This window comes from Streptomyces sp. So13.3 (genome assembly GCF_005860785.2).
Taxonomy (GTDB): Bacteria; Actinomycetota; Actinomycetes; order Streptomycetales; family Streptomycetaceae; genus Actinacidiphila; species Actinacidiphila fildesensis.
This window is the reverse complement of the sequence record NZ_CP048835.1, coordinates 4,045,812-4,061,506: the sequence shown is the minus strand read 5'-3', so window position 1 is coordinate 4,061,506 and position 15,695 is coordinate 4,045,812. Positions and strand designations below refer to the sequence as shown.

Below are 15,695 nucleotides of genomic sequence, written 5' to 3'. Positions count from 1 at the left end.
GGCACGCGTCGAGCGTAGGGACTCGCGCCGCGATCCGCGACAGTCCCGGCCCCGCCGACCCCGGCGGCCGCCGCGTCACACCTGCTCCGTGGGGAGCACCGGCTCGCCGCGGGAGAGCTGCGAAGCGGACAGCGGCAGCCCCGCGCGCGCCTCGATGTGCCGGGTGCGGGCCGCCTCCAGCGGCTCACGGCCGGTGATCTCCCCGCCGCGGACCAGCGGAACCAGCAGCTGCCGGTCCTCGAGCTCCGGCGGCACGGGCCCGGTGCCGACCACCTCCGCCTCCGCGACCCCGTCGTCGTCCAGCCGCCGGGCCGCCCACTTACGGCCGCCGACGCTGCTCTTGGCGCCCATCGACTTCTTGGCGACGGCCACCATCGGCGCGTCCGGCTCGTTCGACGAGGCCCGGGAGACCAGCTTGTAGACCATGGAGCAGGTCGGGTGGCCGCTGCCGGTCACCAGCGAGGTGCCGACCCCGTACGCGTCCACCGGCGCCGCCGCCAGCGAGGCGATGGCGTACTCGTCGAGGTCGGAGGTCACCACGATCCGGGTGTCCTTGGCGCCGAGGTCGTCCAGCTGCTGCCGCACCCGGTGGGCGAGGAGCAGCAGGTCGCCGGAGTCGATGCGGACGGCGCCCAGCTCGGGCCCGGCGACCTCCACGGCGGTACGGACCGCCGACATCAGGTCGTAGGTGTCCACCAGCAGCGTCGTGCCCCGGCCGAGCGATTCGACCTGGGCGACGAAGGCGTCCCGCTCGGTGTCGTGCAGCAGCGTGAAGGCGTGCGCGGCCGTGCCGATCGTCGGCAGCCCGTAGCGGAAGCCGGCCGCCAGGTTCGAGGAGGACAGGAAGCCGCCGACGTACGCGGCCCGCGAGGCGGCGACCGCCGCCAGTTCGTGCGCCCGCCGGGCGCCCATCTCCATCAGCGGACGACCGCCGGCCGCGACCGCCATCCGGGACGCGGCCGCCGCGATGGCGGAGTCGTGGTTGAGGATCGACAGGATCACCGTCTCCAGGATCACCGCCTCGGCGAAACTGCCCTCCACCCGCAGGATCGGCGAGCCGGGGAAGTACACCTCACCCTCGGGGTAACCCCAGATGTCGCCGGTGAAGCGGTACTTGGCCAGCCACTCCAACGTCGGCCCGTCCACCACGTTCTCGCGGGCGAGGAAGTCCAGCACATCGGCGTCGAAGCGGAAGTTCTCCACCGCGTCCAGCACCCGGCCGGTGCCGCAGACGACACCGTACCGGCGGCCCTCCGGCAGCCGGCGGGTGAAGACCTCGAACACCGAGTGCCGGTGCGCCGCCCCGCTGCGCAGCGCGGCCTGCAACATCGTCAACTCGTACCGGTCGGTGAACAGCGCGGTGGACGGTACGGCCACCGGCAGCCCCAGATCTGCAGCGCTCATGGAACGGGATAGTACCCCGACTACTCGTCAGAGTGACGATTTCTCTGCGCTTCCGCGTCCATTTGTGCGAAGCGCCGCCATAGCGGCAGCATTGGAGGAGTGATGAGTGCCCACCCGTCTCCCGCCCCCGCCCTTCCAAGGACGCGCTCCGCGCGCTGTTCTGTCGCTCCCGCAGAGATCGCACGGCCCGAGTCGACCGAGGCCACCTTCGAAGTACCCGACCCGGACGTCCCCTGGGTGACCCTGGTGCACAACGACCCCGTCAATCTCATGAGCTACGTGACGTACGTCTTCCAGGCCTACTTCGGGTACTCCAAGGACAAGGCCGTCAAACTCATGAAGGACGTCCACCACAAGGGCCGCGCCGCCGTCTCCAGCGGCACCCGCGAAGAGATGGAGCGCGACGTGCAGGCGATGCACGGCTACGGCCTGTGGGCGACCCTGCAGCAGGACCGCTGATGGCCGGCTACTTCGAACCCGCCCCGGGCGGCGGCGCCGTCATCACCCTCGACACCGTCGAGATCTCCATCCTGCGCAGCCTCGCCGTGCAGCTCCTGGAGATGATCGGCCCGGGGGAGGAGCCGGTCTCCGACGACCCGCTGGCTGCGCTGTTCCCGCCCGACGGGCCGACGAAGCCCCCGGCCGACCCGGCGCTGGCCCGGCTCTTCCCCGACGCCTACGAGGACACCGCCCAGTCCTCGGAGTTCCGCCGCTTCACCGAGAACGACCTGCGCACCCGCAAGCGCGAGGACGCGCTGGCCGTGGTCCGCGCGCTCGACGCCGGCGCCCCTGAGCTGCTGCTCACGCCCGAGGACGCCCGCCGCTGGCTCGGCGCCCTCAACGACCTGCGGCTGGCCATCGGCACCCGGCTGGAGGTCACCGACGAGGACACCGAGCTCTACCGGCTGCCGGACGACGATCCGCTCAAGCCGATGGTGATGGCGTACCTGTGGCTCGGCGGTCTGCAGGAGACGCTGATCGAGACGCTGTGACGTCCGGCATTCGCTCAGCGGACGCTCAAATCCGGATAACGATCATGTCACCGTGATCATCCGGTATGCGGCTTCACTTCACCTTCGGGGTGTTTTTCCCGTGGCCCGCGTCACATTCCCCTTTTCCGACCGCGTCTCAGCCCGTGGTACTAATTCCGACCACTGGCCGGGACGCCATCCCTGTTCCGCCAGGCGCTGAGCCGGCCGATCGCCGGCTCGCAACTCCACTGTCCGGGGGGATATGGAGAAAGGCGCACTACCACCATGCCGACGGAACACACCGGGCACCACGACGACGCGGCCGCCGCGCCCGTCAGCGAAGAGGGCTACCAGCGAGGGCTCGGCAGCCGGCAGATCCAGATGATCGCCATCGGCGGTGCCATCGGCACCGGCCTCTTCCTGGGCGCCGGCAAGGCCATCCATCAGGCCGGACCGAGCCTGATCATGATGTACGCCATCGCCGGCGTCATCATCTTCTTCATCATGCGGGCCCTGGGCGAACTGCTCACCTACCGCCCCGTGTCCGGCTCCTTCGCCGACTACGCCCGCGAGTTCCTGGGCCCGTTCTGGGGGTTCGTCACCGGCTGGACGTACTGGCTGATGTGGGTGGTGACCGGCATGGCCGAGGTCACCGCCGCCTCGGTGTACATCACCTACTGGTGGAAGGACATCCCCCAGTGGATCTCCGCCCTGATCTTCCTGCTGGTGCTCTTCGGAGTGAACCTCATCTCGGTGAAGGTCTTCGGCGAGGTCGAGTTCTGGTTCTCGATGATCAAGGTCACCGCGATCATCGGCATGATCCTCATCGGGATCGGCGTTCTGACCATCGGGTTCTCCGCCGCCGGCGACACCGCCTCGCTCAGCCATCTGTGGGGTGACGGCGGGGTCTTCCCCAACGGCGTCGGCAAGTCCCTCATGACGCTGCAGATCGTGATGTTCGCCTACCTCGCCGTCGAACTCGTCGGCGTCACCGCCGGTGAGGCCGAGAACCCCCGCGAGACGCTCCCCAAGGCCATCAACACGCTGCCCTGGCGGATCGGCGTCTTCTACGTCGGCGCGCTCATCGTGATCCTCGGCGTCGTCTCCTGGACCGAGTTCCAGCCGGGCGTCAGCCCGTTCGTGGCCGCCTTCGCCAAGATCGGCATCCCGTTCGGCGCGGCCATCGTGAACTTCGTGGTCCTCACCGCCGCCCTGTCGTCCTGCAACTCCGGCATGTACTCCACCGGCCGCATGCTGCGCGACCTGGCCGTCAACGGGCAGGGCCCCAGGGCCTTCGCCAAGCTCAACTCACGCCAGACCCCGGCCACCGGCATCCTCGTCTCCGTCGCCCTGATGGGCATCGGCGTCTGGATCAACTACGTCGACCCGGACGGCGCCTTCACCTACATCACCGCCTTCGCCACCGTCGCCGGCGTCTGGACCTGGGCGATGATCCTCATCTCCCATCTGCGCTACCGCGCGGCGGTCAAGGCCGGCCGCGCCGCCGAAGCCTGGTTCAAGGCGCCGGGCGCCCCGTACACCAGCTGGATCGCGCTGATCTTCCTGGCCGGCGTGATGGTCCTGATCGGCATCGACAAGGACGCCCGGATTTCGCTCTACAGCGCTCCCGTGTGGTTCGCGATCCTCGGCATCGGGTACGCCTGGCTCAAGCGGAAGAACCCGGAGGCGTTCGCCCCCAAGCCGCACGTCGCCCCGGAACCCGCACTGGCCGACGCCGCGAGCTGAACCACCGCGCGCCGAAGCCACCACCTGCCGCGAAGGCCCGCCCCCGCACCCCTGGGGCGGGCCTTCGTACGCTTCGCGCGCTGTTACTTTTCCCGCCCGTCGCCCACCCCCACCCTTGCAGTGGGCGCTTCGCGCGCTGTTACTTTTCCCGCCCGTCGCCCACCCCCACCCTTGCAGTGGGCGCTTCGCGCGCTGTTACTTTTTCCCAATGCTCACCATCACGCAGGAGATCCACGACGCGATCGTCGCCCACGCCCGCGCCGACCACCCCGACGAGGCGTGCGGCATCGTCGCGGGACCTGAGGGCAGCGGCCGCCCCGAGCGCTTCATCCCCATGCTGAACGCGGCCCGCTCACCCACGTTCTACGAGTTCGACTCCACCGACCTGCTCAAGCTCTACCGCGACCTGGACGACCGCGACGAGGAGCCGGTGATCGTCTACCACTCGCACACCGCCACCGAGGCGTACCCGTCCCGTACCGACATCACCTACGCGAACGAGCCCGGCGCGCACTACGTCCTGGTCTCGACCGCGGAGGAGTTCCAGTTCCGCTCGTTCCGCATTGTGGACGGGGTCGTGACCGAAGAAGACGTGCGGGTAGTGGCCTCCGGCGCCTGAGGTCCGAATCGTGGGACGCCTGTCTCGGACCGCGCCCGGGAATCGATACGATGAGCCCATGGTTCCCCACGACGTGAAGAACAACCCGCCGGGCATGCTGCTCGTCGCGCGGCTGCACGTCGACCTCTGCCGTGTCGCCAGCGCCGCCTGTCCGCGCGCCTGAGCACTGCCGCCACCCCCGGCACGCCGCACAGCACGCCCGCACGTCCCCCCGTCTGACGCCCGCATGTAACGGAGCCCACCCATGGCCATCGAGGTCCGCATTCCGACCATCCTCCGCACCTACACCGACGGCGCCAAGGCCGTCGACGGTGCGGGCAGCACGCTCGACGAACTCTTCTCGGACCTCGAGAGCCGGCACACCGGAATCCGCGAGCGCATCGTCGTCGACGGCGGCCTGCGCCGATTCGTCAACGTCTACCTCAACGACGAGGACGTCCGCTTCCTCGACGGCATCAGCACCAAGCTCACCGACGGTGACAGCGTCACGATCCTGCCGGCCGTCGCCGGCGGCTCCGGCTCCGCGGCGACCGAAACGAACGCTGTCTGATGCGCTACGACAGCCCGCTGGCGGCGGTGGGCAACACCCCGCTCGTCCGCCTCCCGCGCCTGTCCCCGTCCGACGCCGTCAGCGTCTGGGCCAAACTGGAGGACCGCAACCCCACCGGCTCGATCAAGGACCGCCCCGCGCTCCACATGATCGAGCAGGCCGAGGCGGACGGCCGGCTCACCCCCGGCTGCACCATCCTCGAACCCACCTCGGGCAACACCGGCATCTCGCTGGCCATGGCCGCGCGCCTCAAGGGCTACCGCATCGTCTGCGTCATGCCCGAGAACACCTCGTCGGAGCGGCGCGAACTGCTCGCGATGTGGGGCGCCGAGATCATCTCCTCACCGGCCGCGGGCGGCTCCAACACCGCCGTCCGGATGGCCAAGGAGATCTCCGCCGAACACCCCGACTGGGTGATGCTCTACCAGTACGGCAACCCCGCCAACGCGGGCGCCCACTACGCGACCACCGGCCCGGAGATCCTCACGGACCTCCCCACCATCACCCACTTCGTCGCCGGCCTGGGCACCACCGGCACCCTGATGGGCGTCGGCCGCTACCTGCGCGAGAAGGTCCCCGGAGTCGCCATCGTCGCCGCCGAGCCCCGCTACGACGACATCGTCTACGGGCTGCGCAACCTCGACGAGGGCTTCGTCCCCGAGCTCTACGACGAGTCCGTCCTCACCACCCGCTTCTCCGTCGGATCCGAGGACGCCGTCCGCCGCACCCGCGAGCTCCTCCAGCAGGAGGGCATCTTCGCCGGCGTCTCCACCGGCGCGGCCCTGCACGCCGCACTCGGCGTCGCCGCCAAGGCCCACAAGGCGGGGGAGCGCGCCGACATCGTCTTCGTCGTCGCCGACGGCGGCTGGAAGTACCTCTCCACCGGCATCTACACCGCCGCCAGCACCGAAGCCGCGGTCGAACAGCTGCACGGCCAGCTCTGGGCCTGACCACCCCCGCGCACCCACGCGGCGCCGGCCGGCCCACCCGGGCGGCCGGCCGCGGTCAGCGCACCATCCGCCGCACCTGCTGCCACAGCGCCGCGTCCAGCACACCCGCCCGGCGGCGGAACGCCGCGGAGCGCACCTCCCGCAACTCGTCGGTCTCCAGATAACTCGTACGGCCCTGCGCGTCGCCCACGGTTCCCGGCGGCAGGGCGATCACCCCCGGCAGCTCCTCGTGGTACTTGCTGGTGATCTTCGCGACGCGCACCGTGCCCCCCTTCACGGACAGCACCAGACACGGCCGGTCCTTCGCCCCCGACCCGTCCTCGAACGGCACGTCCGCCCACCAGATCTCCCCCGCGGCCGGCGCCCGCCGCCCGCCACGCCCGGGCCCCGGACGATCCGCCGCGCGCTGCGGCCGCACCGGACCACCGGGCCGCCGCCGCGCCGCCGACCGCGTCCACACCGAGAAAACAGCCAGTACGACCACGGCCGCGACCGCCACCAACCACCAGGTCATGTCCATATGGGCTCCCACAGTCGAAAATCTGTCGAAGAAGATCCTCAATCGGAACCGACCGTACCGGCCGCCCCTCGTACTGGTGATTCCGCCCACAACAGGGCACTGAGGAGGCGCGTCGGCCCGCCCCGCGCCTTACTCTCGTCAACACATGGCGGACCGCACCCGCCTAACCCCCCACTCCAACCGGTATGGGGGCGATCTGTGGCGCGCCCACGGAGGTTTCACGGCATGAAGCTCACCGTCGTCGGCTGCTCGGGTTCGTTCCCGTCCGCGGAATCGGCCTGCTCGAGCTACCTCGTCGAGGCCGACGGTTTCCGGCTGCTGCTCGACATGGGCAACGGAGCCCTGGGCGAACTGCAGCGCCACTGCGGCCTCTACGACCTGGACGCGGTCCTGCTCAGCCATCTGCACGCCGATCACTGCATCGACATGTGCGGCTACTTCGTGGCCCGTTACTACCGCCACGACGGCGGCCCCGCCGACGCCATCCCCGTCTACGGCCCCGAAGGCACCGAGCGCCGGCTCTCCACCGCCTACGGCGACATGCCCGACGAGAAGTGCATGAGCGAGGTCTTCGACTTCCGCACCCTGGAACCCGGCAGCTTCACGCTCGGCCCCTTCACCATCACCACCGACCGGGTCAGCCACCCCGTCGAAGCGTTCGGCTTCCGCATCGAACACGACGGCCGGACCCTGACGTACTCCGGTGACACCGGCCCCTGCGACGCGCTGCTCGGCCTCGCCGACGGCACCGACCTCTTCCTGTGCGAAGCCTCCTTCACCCACGGCAAGGAAGACATCCCCGAGCTGCACCTCAACGGCCGCCAGGCCGGCGAACACGCCGACCGCGCCGGCGCCGGGCGCCTCGTCCTCACCCACATCCCGCCGTGGACCGACCCCGCCCGCAACCTCACCGACGCCCGCGCCGTCTTCGACGGCCCGGTGGAACTCGCCACGTCAGGCGCGGTGTACGAGATCTGAGCCGCGTCAGTCGATGACGTCGACGGTGCAGCGCAGGCCGGAAGCGCGCGCCAGGCGGCCATCCGTGGTCACCAGGGTGCACCGGTACGCCTCGGCGGCCGCCACATACGCCGCGTCATAGGCGGTGACGTTGCCCCGGAGTTCCCACATCCGGGGCAGTAACACCCTGGTGAGTGGCACGACCGGATCGATCCGGGCCAGCGCGTCAACAGCGTCGGCCGCGTGTCGCGCGCTGATCTTCCCTCCCAGCAGGTTGCCCCTCACCACCGAGAGCACCTCGACCATCCAGTGTTCAGGGGCGATCCACCGGTCGTCGGCGGCGAGTGCCGCTCGGCAGCGGTCGCCCGTCGGCCCCTCGTCGAGCAGGGAGAAGGCGAAGACCGAGGCATCGACAACGATCATCCGGTGCCACCGGGCAGGCCCATGGTCGTGTCACGCTCAGTCCGTTCGGCGCCCAGCGTGCCGAGGACGTCGTCCCGGGTGAGCCGGGTCCCGTAGGAGTGCCTGGAGAAACGCTGCAGCTCGGCCACGTTGTCCCGGCGCCTGACTTCGTCATTGACGACGTCGAGCAGGTAGTTCTGCAGCGACTGCCCGCGTTCCTGCGCTATGGCGGCGAGTTTGTTGCGCAGTTCGTCGGGGACGTCACGAATCTGGAGAGCGACCATGACTCCAGGCTACACCGGTTGCATGCATCTTTGCATGCGCGAGGCCCCCGGAACCGTACGGTTCCGGGGGCCTCGCGCCGTTCTCAACGAGCGGGGTTCACCCGGCTCACGCCTTGGTGAGGTCCTCGATCTCCTCCTCGGGCTCGCGGCCCGGGGTGATGAGGTTGAACTTGGTGATCGCGAAGCGGAAGACCACGTAGTAGATCACCGCGAAGCAGAGCCCGATCGGGATGATCAGCCACGGCTTGGTGGCGAGGTTCCAGTTCAGGAAGTAGTCGATGAAGCCGGCCGAGAAGGTGAAGCCGGCGTGCACGCCCAGCGCCCAGGTGACGGCCATCGAGACGGCGGTCAGCAGCGCGTGGATCACGTAGAGCACCGGGGCGATGAACATGAACGAGAACTCGATCGGCTCGGTGATGCCGGTGACGAACGAGGTCAGCGCGAGCGAGATCATCATGCCCATGACGGCCTTGCGGCGCTCGGGGCGGGCGCAGTGCGCGATGGCGATGGCGGCGGCCGGCAGGCCGAACATCATGATCGGGAAGAAGCCCGACATGAACTGTCCAGCGGTGGGGTCACCGGCGAAGAACCGGGTCAGGTCGCCGTGCACGACCTCGCCCGCGGAGTTCTTGAAGTCACCGAGCTGGAACCAGGAGACCGAGTTCACGAACTGGTGCATGCCGACCGGGATCAGCGCGCGGTTGATGAGGCCGAACAGACCGGCGCCCACGGCGCCCAGACCGGTCATCCACTCACCGAAGTTGCTGATGACCTTGCCGACCGGCTCCCAGCCGAGGCCGAATACGACACCGACGAGCGTGCCGACGAAGGCCATGATGATCGGCACCAGGCGGCGGCCGTTGAAGAAGCCGAGCCAGTCGACCAGCTGCTTGCGGTGGTAGCGCTGCCACAGGACCGCGGCGAGCAGACCCATGATGATGCCGCCGAGGACGCCGGGGTTGTTGTAGACCGCCGGGTCGTCCTTGCCCGCCTTGATGACGGCGTCGGTGACCGGGAACGCCTTCAGGACGTTGCTGTAGACCAGGAAGCCGACCAGCGCGGCGAGCGCGGTCGAGCCGTCGGCCTTCTTGGCGAAGCCGATCGCCACACCGATACAGAACAGCATCGGCAGGTTGTCGAAGACCGCGCCGCCGGCGGTCGCGAAGACCGCCGCGACCTTGTGCCAGCCGAGGCCCTTGTCGCCGAAGACATCGTCCTGGCCGAGGCGGAGCAGGATGCCCGCGGCCGGCAGAACGGCGATCGGCAGCTGGAGGCTGCGACCGACCTTCTGCAGACCGGAAAAGAGACCGGAGCCCCGCTTCTTCGCGGGGGCCGCCGTAGCGGTGGCCGTACTCATCAGATTCCTCCTGGTGAGGCGGGCACTTCAAGGGGGACGGCCCGCCGCTATGGTCTATACCACTGAGTGGTGTAGACCAGTTTTAACACGTCGGGGCGGGATAAAGGAATCCCCAGTTCCGGTGGTCTAAACCACATGCCGAACGGCCCCCGGGTCCAAGGACTCGGGGGCCGTTCGGGGCGGGACTTCATGCCCGGATTTCTCCGGGTGGCCATCGCGCTACTTGATGTTCTCCTGCACCAGTTCCTCCTCGACGTCCTCCGGCTCCCGGCCGGGCGTCGCGAGGTTGAACTTGGTGATCACGAAGCGGAAGAGGGCGTAGTACACCACCGCGAAGGCGAGCCCGATCGGAATGATCAACCAGGGCTTGGTGGCCAGCCCCCAGTTGAGGCCGTAGTCGATCAGACCCGCCGAGAAACTGAAGCCGTCATGCACGCCGAGGCCCCAGGTGACGGCCAGCGAGACACCGGTCAGTACCGCATGGATCGCGTACAGCACCGGTGCGATGAAGAGGAACGAGTACTCGATCGGCTCGGTGATACCGGTGACCAGCGACGTCAGACCGATCGACACCATCATGCCGGTGATCTCCTTGCGGCGGTGCGGCTTGGCGCAGTGCGCCATCGCCAGCGCCGCGGCAGGCAGGGCGAACATCATGATCGGGAAGAAGCCCGAGGTGAACTGGCCGGCCGTCGGGTCGCCCGCCAGGAAGCGGGGGATGTCACCGTGCACGACCGCGCCGTCCGGCTTGGTGAAGTCGCCGAACTGGAAGAACACGAACACGTTCAGGAACTGGTGCAGGCCGATGACGAGCAGCGCGCGGTTGGCCACACCGAAGATGCCGGACCCGACCGAGCCCAGGTCGACCAGCCACTTGCTGAAGCTGGTGAGCGCGTCGCCGATCGGCGGCCAGACCCACAGGCAGATCACCGCGAAGACGATCGCCACGAAGGCCATGATGATCGGGACCAGCCGGCGCCCGTTGAAGAAGCCGAGCCAGTCCACCAGCTTCGTCCGGTGATAGCGCATCCAGAAGTAGGACGTCGCCAGGCCGATCACGATGCCGCCGAAGACCCCCGGGTTCTGGAAGGCGGCCGCGGTGACCGTCGTACCCTCCAGGCAGACCCCGGTGGAGAACTTGGCGGCGCCGCCGCAGTCCACCGGGAACTGGCGCAGCACGTTGAAGTAGACGAGGAAGCCCACCACCGCGGCCAGCGCGGTCGAGCCGTCCGCCTTCTTGGCCATGCCAATCGCCACACCCACGGCGAACAGCATCGGCAGGCCCAACGAGCCGTCCAGCAGCGCACCTCCGGCGCCGTTGAAGACTTTGGCGACCTTGTCCCAGCCCAGCCCGTCCGCGCCGAAGACATCCGGCTGGCCGAGCCGGTTCAGGATGCCCGCCGCCGGAAGCACCGCGATCGGCAACTGCAGGCTGCGGCCCATCTTCTGCAGCCCCTGGAAGAGGACACTGGTCCACTTCTTCCGGGGCTGCTGCCCGACGGCGGCGTTGTCCGAACTCATCGGTGGCCTCCTGGTGGCTGCCGGTCAGGCGGCTGTCGTGTCGCCTCTGTTTTGTCGCCTGGCCCAAAGTGGTGTAGACCATTTACGACGTGGGTGGCACTACGCCCCCGAGGGCACGGCACCAGTGATCGTTATCTTTCGTCACAAACCGGAACCCTGCCCGCGAAGATGGGCCAAACGTGCGTTACCGTTTGAAACCGGGCCGGGCCGCCGGGCCGAGACACTCAGGAGTGAGCAATGGCCACCAAGGCTGAGCAGATCGTCGCCGGACTCGGCGGACTCGACAACATCGAAGAGGTCGAGGGCTGCATCACCCGCCTCCGCACCGAGGTGAAGGACCCCGGCCTCGTCGACGAGGCCGCCCTCAAGAAGGCCGGCGCCCACGGCGTCGTCAAGATGGGCACCGCGATCCAGGTCGTCATCGGCACCGACGCCGACCCCATCGCCGCCGACATCGAAGACATGATGGACAACTGAGCTCACCGGACAACTGAGCCCAGCGCACAACTGAGCCGACCGCACAACTGAGCCCAGCGCACAACTGAGCTCACCCCTCAGCGCACCACCGACACCCGCGGGGGCCCGTTCCGACCGGAACGGGCCCCCGCCGTTTGTCGATAGGGTCGAACCATGTCTCGATTCGATGGCCGCACCCCCGAACAGCTCCGCCCCGTCACCATCCAGCGCGGATGGAGCAAGCACGCCGAGGGCTCGGTCCTCGTCTCCTTCGGCGACACCAAAGTCCTCTGCACCGCCAGCGCCACCCAAGGCGTACCCCGCTGGCGCAAGGGCAGCGGCGAAGGCTGGGTCACCGCCGAATACTCCATGCTCCCGCGCGCCACCAACACCCGCGGCGACCGCGAATCCGTCCGCGGCAAGATCGGCGGCCGCACCCACGAGATCTCCCGCCTCATCGGCCGCTCACTGCGCGCCGTCATCGACTACAAGGCCCTCGGCGAGAACACCATCGTCCTCGACTGCGACGTCCTCCAGGCCGACGGCGGCACCCGCACCGCCGCCATCACCGGCGCCTACGTCGCCCTCGCCGACGCCGTCACCTGGATGCAGCAGAAGAAGCTCATCCGCGCCACCGCCAAACCCCTCACCGGCACCGTCGCCGCCGTCAGCGTCGGCATCGTCGACGGCGTACCCCTCCTCGACCTCGCCTACGAGGAAGACGTCAAGGCCGAGACCGACATGAACGTCGTCTGCACCGGCGACGGCCGCTTCATCGAGGTCCAGGGCACCGCGGAAGGCGCCCCCTTCGACCGCACCGAACTCAACGCCCTCCTCGACCTCGCCGTCGGCGGCTGCGCCGAACTGACAGCAGCTCAGCTCGCCGTACTGGGCTAGTACTCACCGCTGATACCGACCGCTGATACCCATCGCGAAACCTGTCACTTTCGCGCAACCAGGCAACTGGGGCGCCACGCGGCGCGTGTCTACCGATACAGATCTCACACGGAGATCCCCGGGGGAGGAACCCACCCATGGCCACGCGCCGCCGCATCACCGTCGCCGCCCTCGCCGCGGCCGCCGCCCTGACGCTCCCGGCCGCCGCCGGCTGCAGCGCCATCGACAAGGCACTCGACTGCGCCCACGTGGCCGCCGTGGTCGCGGGCGACGTCCAGAACCTGCAGAACGCCGTCAGCAACGCCGGCAACAGCCCGCAGGACGCCGTCAACGCCCTCGACCAGATCTCCCGCGACCTCAAGGACGTCGGCAACAAGACCGGCAACGCCGACGTCAGCAAGGCCGTCAACGACCTCAACACCGCGGTCAAGAACGCCCGCACAGCCGCCAACAACGGAACCACCCCGGACGTGACGCCGGTCGCGGACGCGGCCGGCGAACTCACCAAGGTCTGCACCCCGGGCTGACGGCCGGGCCGCGCTTCCCGCCAGGAGATAATCGACGCCATGCAGCGCCTTGTCCTCGCGACCCGAAACGCCCACAAAGTCACCGAACTCCGCGCCATCCTCGCCGACACAGGTCTCGCCGTGGACCTCGTCGGCGCGGACGCCTACCCCGAGATCCCCGACGTCAAGGAAACCGGCGTCACCTTCGCCGAGAACGCCCTCCTCAAGGCCCACGCCCTGGCCCAGGCCACCGGCCTGCCCGCCGTCGCCGACGACTCCGGCCTCTGCGTCGACGTCCTCGGCGGCGCCCCCGGCATCTTCTCCGCCCGCTGGGCCGGCACCCACGGCGACGACGCCGCCAACCTCGCCCTCCTGCTCGCCCAGCTCTCCGACATCGACGACACCCACCGCGCCGCGCACTTCGCCTGCGCGGCAGCCCTCGCCCTCCCCGACGGCACCGAACGCGTCGTGGAAGGCCGCCTCCCCGGCACCCTCCGCCACACGCCTACGGGAACCGGCGGCTTCGGCTACGACCCGATCCTCCAACCGCTCGGTGACACCCGCACTTGCGCGGAACTGACTCCGTCGGAGAAGAACGCGATCAGCCACCGGGGGGAAGCGTTCCGGGCGCTGGCACCGATCGTGGCCGAACTTCTTGGCTGAGAACAGCGATATGGCCATTCCCTTGTGCAAGGGAATGGCCATATTCATGTGGGCCCGGTGGGATTCGAACCCACGACACACCGGACCTAAACCGGCGCCCTCTAGCCACTGGGGTACAGGCCCTACGGTTTAAGTATATCACTAAGTGGTCAGCCTGGCAAGCTGATCATCGCGCGTGGATCTCGCCTGCCGAACGTCACCGTCTGACTGTGGCAGGACGGACAGAGGTATCGCAGGTTCTCCGACCGGTTGTCCAGCCGGTCGCCGTTGATGTGGTCGATCTCCAACACGAGCCGCTTACCCCGCCAGGTGTCCCCGACGCCGCATGCTCCGCATGTGTGAGGAACCCCGATCTCGTCGAGTGCGCGCCGCAACATGACGGTCTTGGCGCGTGCGGAACCGGATTCGAGACGCCGCAGGATGTCCGACGCCGACTGGCGGTTCGGGGACGGCCTACCCCGGCGGTGCCCCTGCCCTGTGAAGTGCGCGGACGACAGGCCGTGCACGCCGATGCTGCGCTTGACGTGTGCGCGAGCTGCCCCGTTGTCGGCCAGGCCGAGGTGCTTGAGTACTCCGGCAAGGCTCCTGGACTCCGCAACTGCGGCGCTCAGTCGGTCGAGAGGTAGCGGACTCCCGCCGTATCTGCGCCCGCTGGTGAAGTGCGAGGTGTCGATGCCGAAGCGGTCGAGCTTCTTTCTGATGTGGCCGTACGGGCTGTCGTCCGGCGGGTAGCCCATGAACTCGAGCATCTCGCGGATGCTGTGGGAGCAGGCAGCTGCCTCCTCGAGCAGAGCCCTCGGGTACGCCCGGCGCTCCCGCTCGGGAAGAGGCTCGTCGACGAAGTGCGACGTGTCGATGCCGTAGTGCCGCAGACGGTCACGCAGGTACCTGTACGGACCGCTTCCCAGCGGCGCGCCCAGCCTGCGCAGAAGGTCCACGAGGCTGGTGGAGATGGTTGCCGTTCGGGCCAGGAGATCGCGGGGGTAGGAGACGGATCCGCTCATGCCGTGGCCCTCCGCTTGCGGCCGCGATAAGTGTCTGTCACGGCATGGCAGTTGGGGCAGAGCAGGCGCAGGTTCTCCCGGCGGTTGTCCCACCAGTCGCCGTTGATGTGGTCGACCTCGAGGCGGAGGGGTCTGGCATTCCATTCCGTGCCGGTGCCGCACATCGCGCATGTCTCCTGCACCCCGCTGCGCAGCAGCTCGCGGCGTAAGCGCTCGCCCGGAATCCTGCCGTCCGCCGGTGTTCCCAGGACGAGACGGTCGCCGGTCGGCCGTTTCGGACGGCTCCTGCCGAGCGCCGAGAAGTGCGACGTGTCGAGGCCCAACGCGGTGATGCGGCGGCCGATGTGGGCCTGGTTGCCGCCGACCGGGTTGATCCCGAGGCGGCGGACGACCTCGGCGACGCTGCGCGAGCAGGCGACGAGTTCGCGCAGGATCGGTTCGGTGTGCCGCACCCGCCCGGTGGCGAAGTGCGAGATGTCGATGCCCGCTTCCGCCATCTTGGTGCGGAGATAGCTTCGGCTACCCGGGGTCGGATCACCTCCGCACCACCGGACGGCCTCGTCGAGGTTCGTCGTTTCGCGGGCGGCTTCGGTGAGGAGTTCGCGGGTGTATCTGATGGACATGGGGATCCCCCTCCGGATCGGGTCGGTGGGAGGGGGATTCCGTGCAGCCGCGACCGGGGGAATCCCTCGCTCACCGGTGGTGGCTGCAGAGCCCTGGGTGCGGCCGCGTGTCGCAGCCTCGTACGTATTAACGAGGCATTCGGGTGACGGTCACGCCGGGCGGGTCAGAAGCGGGGGGACGGGGACCGGGCGGCGCAGAGTTCTGCGGCTTCGGCGTCGGTGGGCGGGTCCGCACAGGGGGTCCTCTCGTTCGATGGTTCTCGTC

General features: G+C 68.9%; 20 protein-coding genes and 1 tRNA gene. 12 read left to right on the top strand and 9 right to left on the bottom strand.

Translation table 11 applies throughout. The features are described 5' to 3' along the window. Window positions 1–75: 75 nt before the first annotated feature. Window positions 76–1,404 (bottom strand): nicotinate phosphoribosyltransferase, encoded by a 1,329-nt coding sequence (locus C8250_RS18335; RefSeq protein ID WP_138356594.1) that lies wholly within the window; start codon window positions 1,402–1,404, stop codon window positions 76–78. A gap of 102 nt (window positions 1,405–1,506) precedes the next feature. Here C8250_RS18335 and clpS point away from each other — a divergent pair, with 102 nt between their 5' ends. The 7 genes from clpS (at window position 1,507) to C8250_RS18305 (ending at window position 6,240) form a co-directional block, all read left to right on the top strand. Further along, on the top strand, window positions 1,507–1,863 hold the full coding sequence (clpS, locus tag C8250_RS18330) for an ATP-dependent Clp protease adapter ClpS (RefSeq protein WP_138356595.1): 357 nt from the start codon (window positions 1,507–1,509) through the stop codon (window positions 1,861–1,863). Then, window positions 1,863–2,396, top strand: a complete 534-nt coding sequence (locus C8250_RS18325) for a DUF2017 domain-containing protein (protein ID WP_138356596.1) — start codon at window positions 1,863–1,865, stop codon at window positions 2,394–2,396. Before clpS ends, C8250_RS18325 begins: the two co-directional genes overlap by 1 nt. Window positions 2,397–2,660: 264 nt before the next feature. Beyond that, entirely contained in the window at window positions 2,661–4,121 is a 1,461-nt protein-coding gene (locus C8250_RS18320; RefSeq protein WP_138356597.1) for an amino acid permease, read from the top strand. A gap of 208 nt (window positions 4,122–4,329) precedes the next feature. Then, complete coding sequence (locus C8250_RS18315; protein WP_138356598.1) at window positions 4,330–4,740, top strand: M67 family metallopeptidase; 411 nt, start codon at window positions 4,330–4,332, stop codon at window positions 4,738–4,740. A gap of 58 nt (window positions 4,741–4,798) precedes the next feature. Beyond that, window positions 4,799–4,903, top strand: a complete 105-nt coding sequence (locus C8250_RS44850) for a putative leader peptide (protein ID WP_331284098.1) — start codon at window positions 4,799–4,801, stop codon at window positions 4,901–4,903. 81 nt (window positions 4,904–4,984) lie between these two features. Further along, window positions 4,985–5,290, top strand: a complete 306-nt coding sequence (locus tag C8250_RS18310; RefSeq protein WP_138356599.1) for a MoaD/ThiS family protein — start codon at window positions 4,985–4,987, stop codon at window positions 5,288–5,290. After that, window positions 5,290–6,240, top strand: coding sequence for a cysteine synthase (locus C8250_RS18305; RefSeq protein ID WP_138356600.1), 951 nt, complete (start codon window positions 5,290–5,292; stop codon window positions 6,238–6,240). Before C8250_RS18310 ends, C8250_RS18305 begins: the two co-directional genes overlap by 1 nt. 55 nt (window positions 6,241–6,295) lie before the next feature. Here C8250_RS18305 and C8250_RS18300 read toward each other — a convergent pair whose 3' ends face one another. Next, the gene (locus C8250_RS18300; protein ID WP_138356601.1) at window positions 6,296–6,760 is read right to left on the bottom strand and encodes a type II toxin-antitoxin system PemK/MazF family toxin; all 465 of its coding nucleotides are present in this window, start codon (window positions 6,758–6,760) and stop codon (window positions 6,296–6,298) included. Window positions 6,761–6,985: 225 nt separating this feature from the next. Here C8250_RS18300 and C8250_RS18295 point away from each other — a divergent pair, with 225 nt between their 5' ends. Then, window positions 6,986–7,738, top strand: a complete 753-nt coding sequence (locus C8250_RS18295; RefSeq protein ID WP_138356602.1) for an MBL fold metallo-hydrolase — start codon at window positions 6,986–6,988, stop codon at window positions 7,736–7,738. Between the two features lie 6 nt (window positions 7,739–7,744). On the opposite strand, the gene C8250_RS18290 is transcribed toward C8250_RS18295, so the two are convergent. The 4 genes from C8250_RS18290 to C8250_RS18275 all read right to left on the bottom strand — a co-directional run bounded on the left by C8250_RS18290 (window position 7,745) and on the right by C8250_RS18275 (window position 11,281). Beyond that, window positions 7,745–8,140, bottom strand: coding sequence for a type II toxin-antitoxin system VapC family toxin (locus tag C8250_RS18290; RefSeq protein WP_138356603.1), 396 nt, complete (start codon window positions 8,138–8,140; stop codon window positions 7,745–7,747). After that, window positions 8,137–8,403, bottom strand: coding sequence for a hypothetical protein (locus C8250_RS18285; protein WP_138356604.1), 267 nt, complete (start codon window positions 8,401–8,403; stop codon window positions 8,137–8,139). The genes C8250_RS18290 and C8250_RS18285 overlap by 4 nt, the downstream gene beginning before the upstream one ends. 106 nt (window positions 8,404–8,509) lie before the next feature. Continuing rightward, complete coding sequence (locus C8250_RS18280) at window positions 8,510–9,760, bottom strand: PTS transporter subunit EIIC (RefSeq protein ID WP_138356605.1); 1,251 nt, start codon at window positions 9,758–9,760, stop codon at window positions 8,510–8,512. 219 nt (window positions 9,761–9,979) lie between these two features. Continuing rightward, window positions 9,980–11,281: a PTS transporter subunit EIIC gene (locus tag C8250_RS18275; RefSeq protein WP_138356606.1), complete on the bottom strand. Its 1,302-nt coding sequence runs from the start codon at window positions 11,279–11,281 to the stop codon at window positions 9,980–9,982. Window positions 11,282–11,518: 237 nt separating this feature from the next. On the opposite strand from C8250_RS18275, the gene C8250_RS18270 reads away from it, so the two are divergent. From C8250_RS18270 to rdgB, 4 genes are all read left to right on the top strand, one after another. Then, entirely contained in the window at window positions 11,519–11,758 is a 240-nt protein-coding gene (locus C8250_RS18270; protein ID WP_138356607.1) for a PTS glucose/sucrose transporter subunit IIB, read from the top strand. 153 nt (window positions 11,759–11,911) lie between these two features. Next, on the top strand, window positions 11,912–12,634 hold the full coding sequence (rph, locus tag C8250_RS18265; protein WP_138356608.1) for a ribonuclease PH: 723 nt from the start codon (window positions 11,912–11,914) through the stop codon (window positions 12,632–12,634). Between the two features lie 137 nt (window positions 12,635–12,771). Beyond that, window positions 12,772–13,161: a hypothetical protein gene (locus C8250_RS18260; RefSeq protein WP_138356609.1), complete on the top strand. Its 390-nt coding sequence runs from the start codon at window positions 12,772–12,774 to the stop codon at window positions 13,159–13,161. A 39-nt stretch (window positions 13,162–13,200) separates the two neighbouring features. Continuing rightward, window positions 13,201–13,803 carry an RdgB/HAM1 family non-canonical purine NTP pyrophosphatase gene (gene rdgB / locus C8250_RS18255; protein WP_138356610.1) on the top strand — a complete coding sequence of 201 codons (603 nt, stop codon included), beginning with the start codon at window positions 13,201–13,203 and terminating at the stop codon, window positions 13,801–13,803. 49 nt (window positions 13,804–13,852) lie between these two features. Here rdgB and C8250_RS18250 read toward each other — a convergent pair. The 3 genes from C8250_RS18250 to C8250_RS18240 all read right to left on the bottom strand — a co-directional run bounded on the left by C8250_RS18250 (window position 13,853) and on the right by C8250_RS18240 (window position 15,430). Continuing rightward, window positions 13,853–13,926: transfer RNA gene (locus C8250_RS18250), tRNA-Leu, on the bottom strand. 26 nt (window positions 13,927–13,952) lie between these two features. After that, window positions 13,953–14,807: an HNH endonuclease signature motif containing protein gene (locus C8250_RS18245; RefSeq protein WP_138356611.1), complete on the bottom strand. Its 855-nt coding sequence runs from the start codon at window positions 14,805–14,807 to the stop codon at window positions 13,953–13,955. Next, on the bottom strand, window positions 14,804–15,430 hold the full coding sequence (locus tag C8250_RS18240) for an HNH endonuclease (protein WP_138356612.1): 627 nt from the start codon (window positions 15,428–15,430) through the stop codon (window positions 14,804–14,806). The genes C8250_RS18245 and C8250_RS18240 overlap by 4 nt, the downstream gene beginning before the upstream one ends. Window positions 15,431–15,695 lie beyond the last annotated feature (265 nt).

Coding starts and splice junctions, on each gene's coding strand:
- clpS (WP_138356595.1), top strand. CDS start 1,507: ATGAGTGCCCACCCGTCTCCCGCCCCCGCCCTTCCAAGGACGCGCTCC.
- C8250_RS18240 (WP_138356612.1), bottom strand. CDS start 15,430: ATGTCCATCAGATACACCCGCGAACTCCTCACCGAAGCCGCCCGCGAA.
- C8250_RS18325 (WP_138356596.1), top strand. CDS start 1,863: ATGGCCGGCTACTTCGAACCCGCCCCGGGCGGCGGCGCCGTCATCACC.
- C8250_RS18315 (WP_138356598.1), top strand. CDS start 4,330: ATGCTCACCATCACGCAGGAGATCCACGACGCGATCGTCGCCCACGCC.
- C8250_RS18290 (WP_138356603.1), bottom strand. CDS start 8,140: ATGATCGTTGTCGATGCCTCGGTCTTCGCCTTCTCCCTGCTCGACGAG.
- C8250_RS18245 (WP_138356611.1), bottom strand. CDS start 14,807: ATGAGCGGATCCGTCTCCTACCCCCGCGATCTCCTGGCCCGAACGGCA.
- C8250_RS18285 (WP_138356604.1), bottom strand. CDS start 8,403: ATGGTCGCTCTCCAGATTCGTGACGTCCCCGACGAACTGCGCAACAAA.
- C8250_RS18310 (WP_138356599.1), top strand. CDS start 4,985: ATGGCCATCGAGGTCCGCATTCCGACCATCCTCCGCACCTACACCGAC.
- C8250_RS18305 (WP_138356600.1), top strand. CDS start 5,290: ATGCGCTACGACAGCCCGCTGGCGGCGGTGGGCAACACCCCGCTCGTC.
- C8250_RS18275 (WP_138356606.1), bottom strand. CDS start 11,281: ATGAGTTCGGACAACGCCGCCGTCGGGCAGCAGCCCCGGAAGAAGTGG.
- rdgB (WP_138356610.1), top strand. CDS start 13,201: ATGCAGCGCCTTGTCCTCGCGACCCGAAACGCCCACAAAGTCACCGAA.
- C8250_RS44850 (WP_331284098.1), top strand. CDS start 4,799: ATGGTTCCCCACGACGTGAAGAACAACCCGCCGGGCATGCTGCTCGTC.
- C8250_RS18295 (WP_138356602.1), top strand. CDS start 6,986: ATGAAGCTCACCGTCGTCGGCTGCTCGGGTTCGTTCCCGTCCGCGGAA.
- C8250_RS18260 (WP_138356609.1), top strand. CDS start 12,772: ATGGCCACGCGCCGCCGCATCACCGTCGCCGCCCTCGCCGCGGCCGCC.
- C8250_RS18320 (WP_138356597.1), top strand. CDS start 2,661: ATGCCGACGGAACACACCGGGCACCACGACGACGCGGCCGCCGCGCCC.
- C8250_RS18270 (WP_138356607.1), top strand. CDS start 11,519: ATGGCCACCAAGGCTGAGCAGATCGTCGCCGGACTCGGCGGACTCGAC.
- C8250_RS18300 (WP_138356601.1), bottom strand. CDS start 6,760: ATGGACATGACCTGGTGGTTGGTGGCGGTCGCGGCCGTGGTCGTACTG.
- rph (WP_138356608.1), top strand. CDS start 11,912: ATGTCTCGATTCGATGGCCGCACCCCCGAACAGCTCCGCCCCGTCACC.
- C8250_RS18335 (WP_138356594.1), bottom strand. CDS start 1,404: ATGAGCGCTGCAGATCTGGGGCTGCCGGTGGCCGTACCGTCCACCGCG.
- C8250_RS18280 (WP_138356605.1), bottom strand. CDS start 9,760: ATGAGTACGGCCACCGCTACGGCGGCCCCCGCGAAGAAGCGGGGCTCC.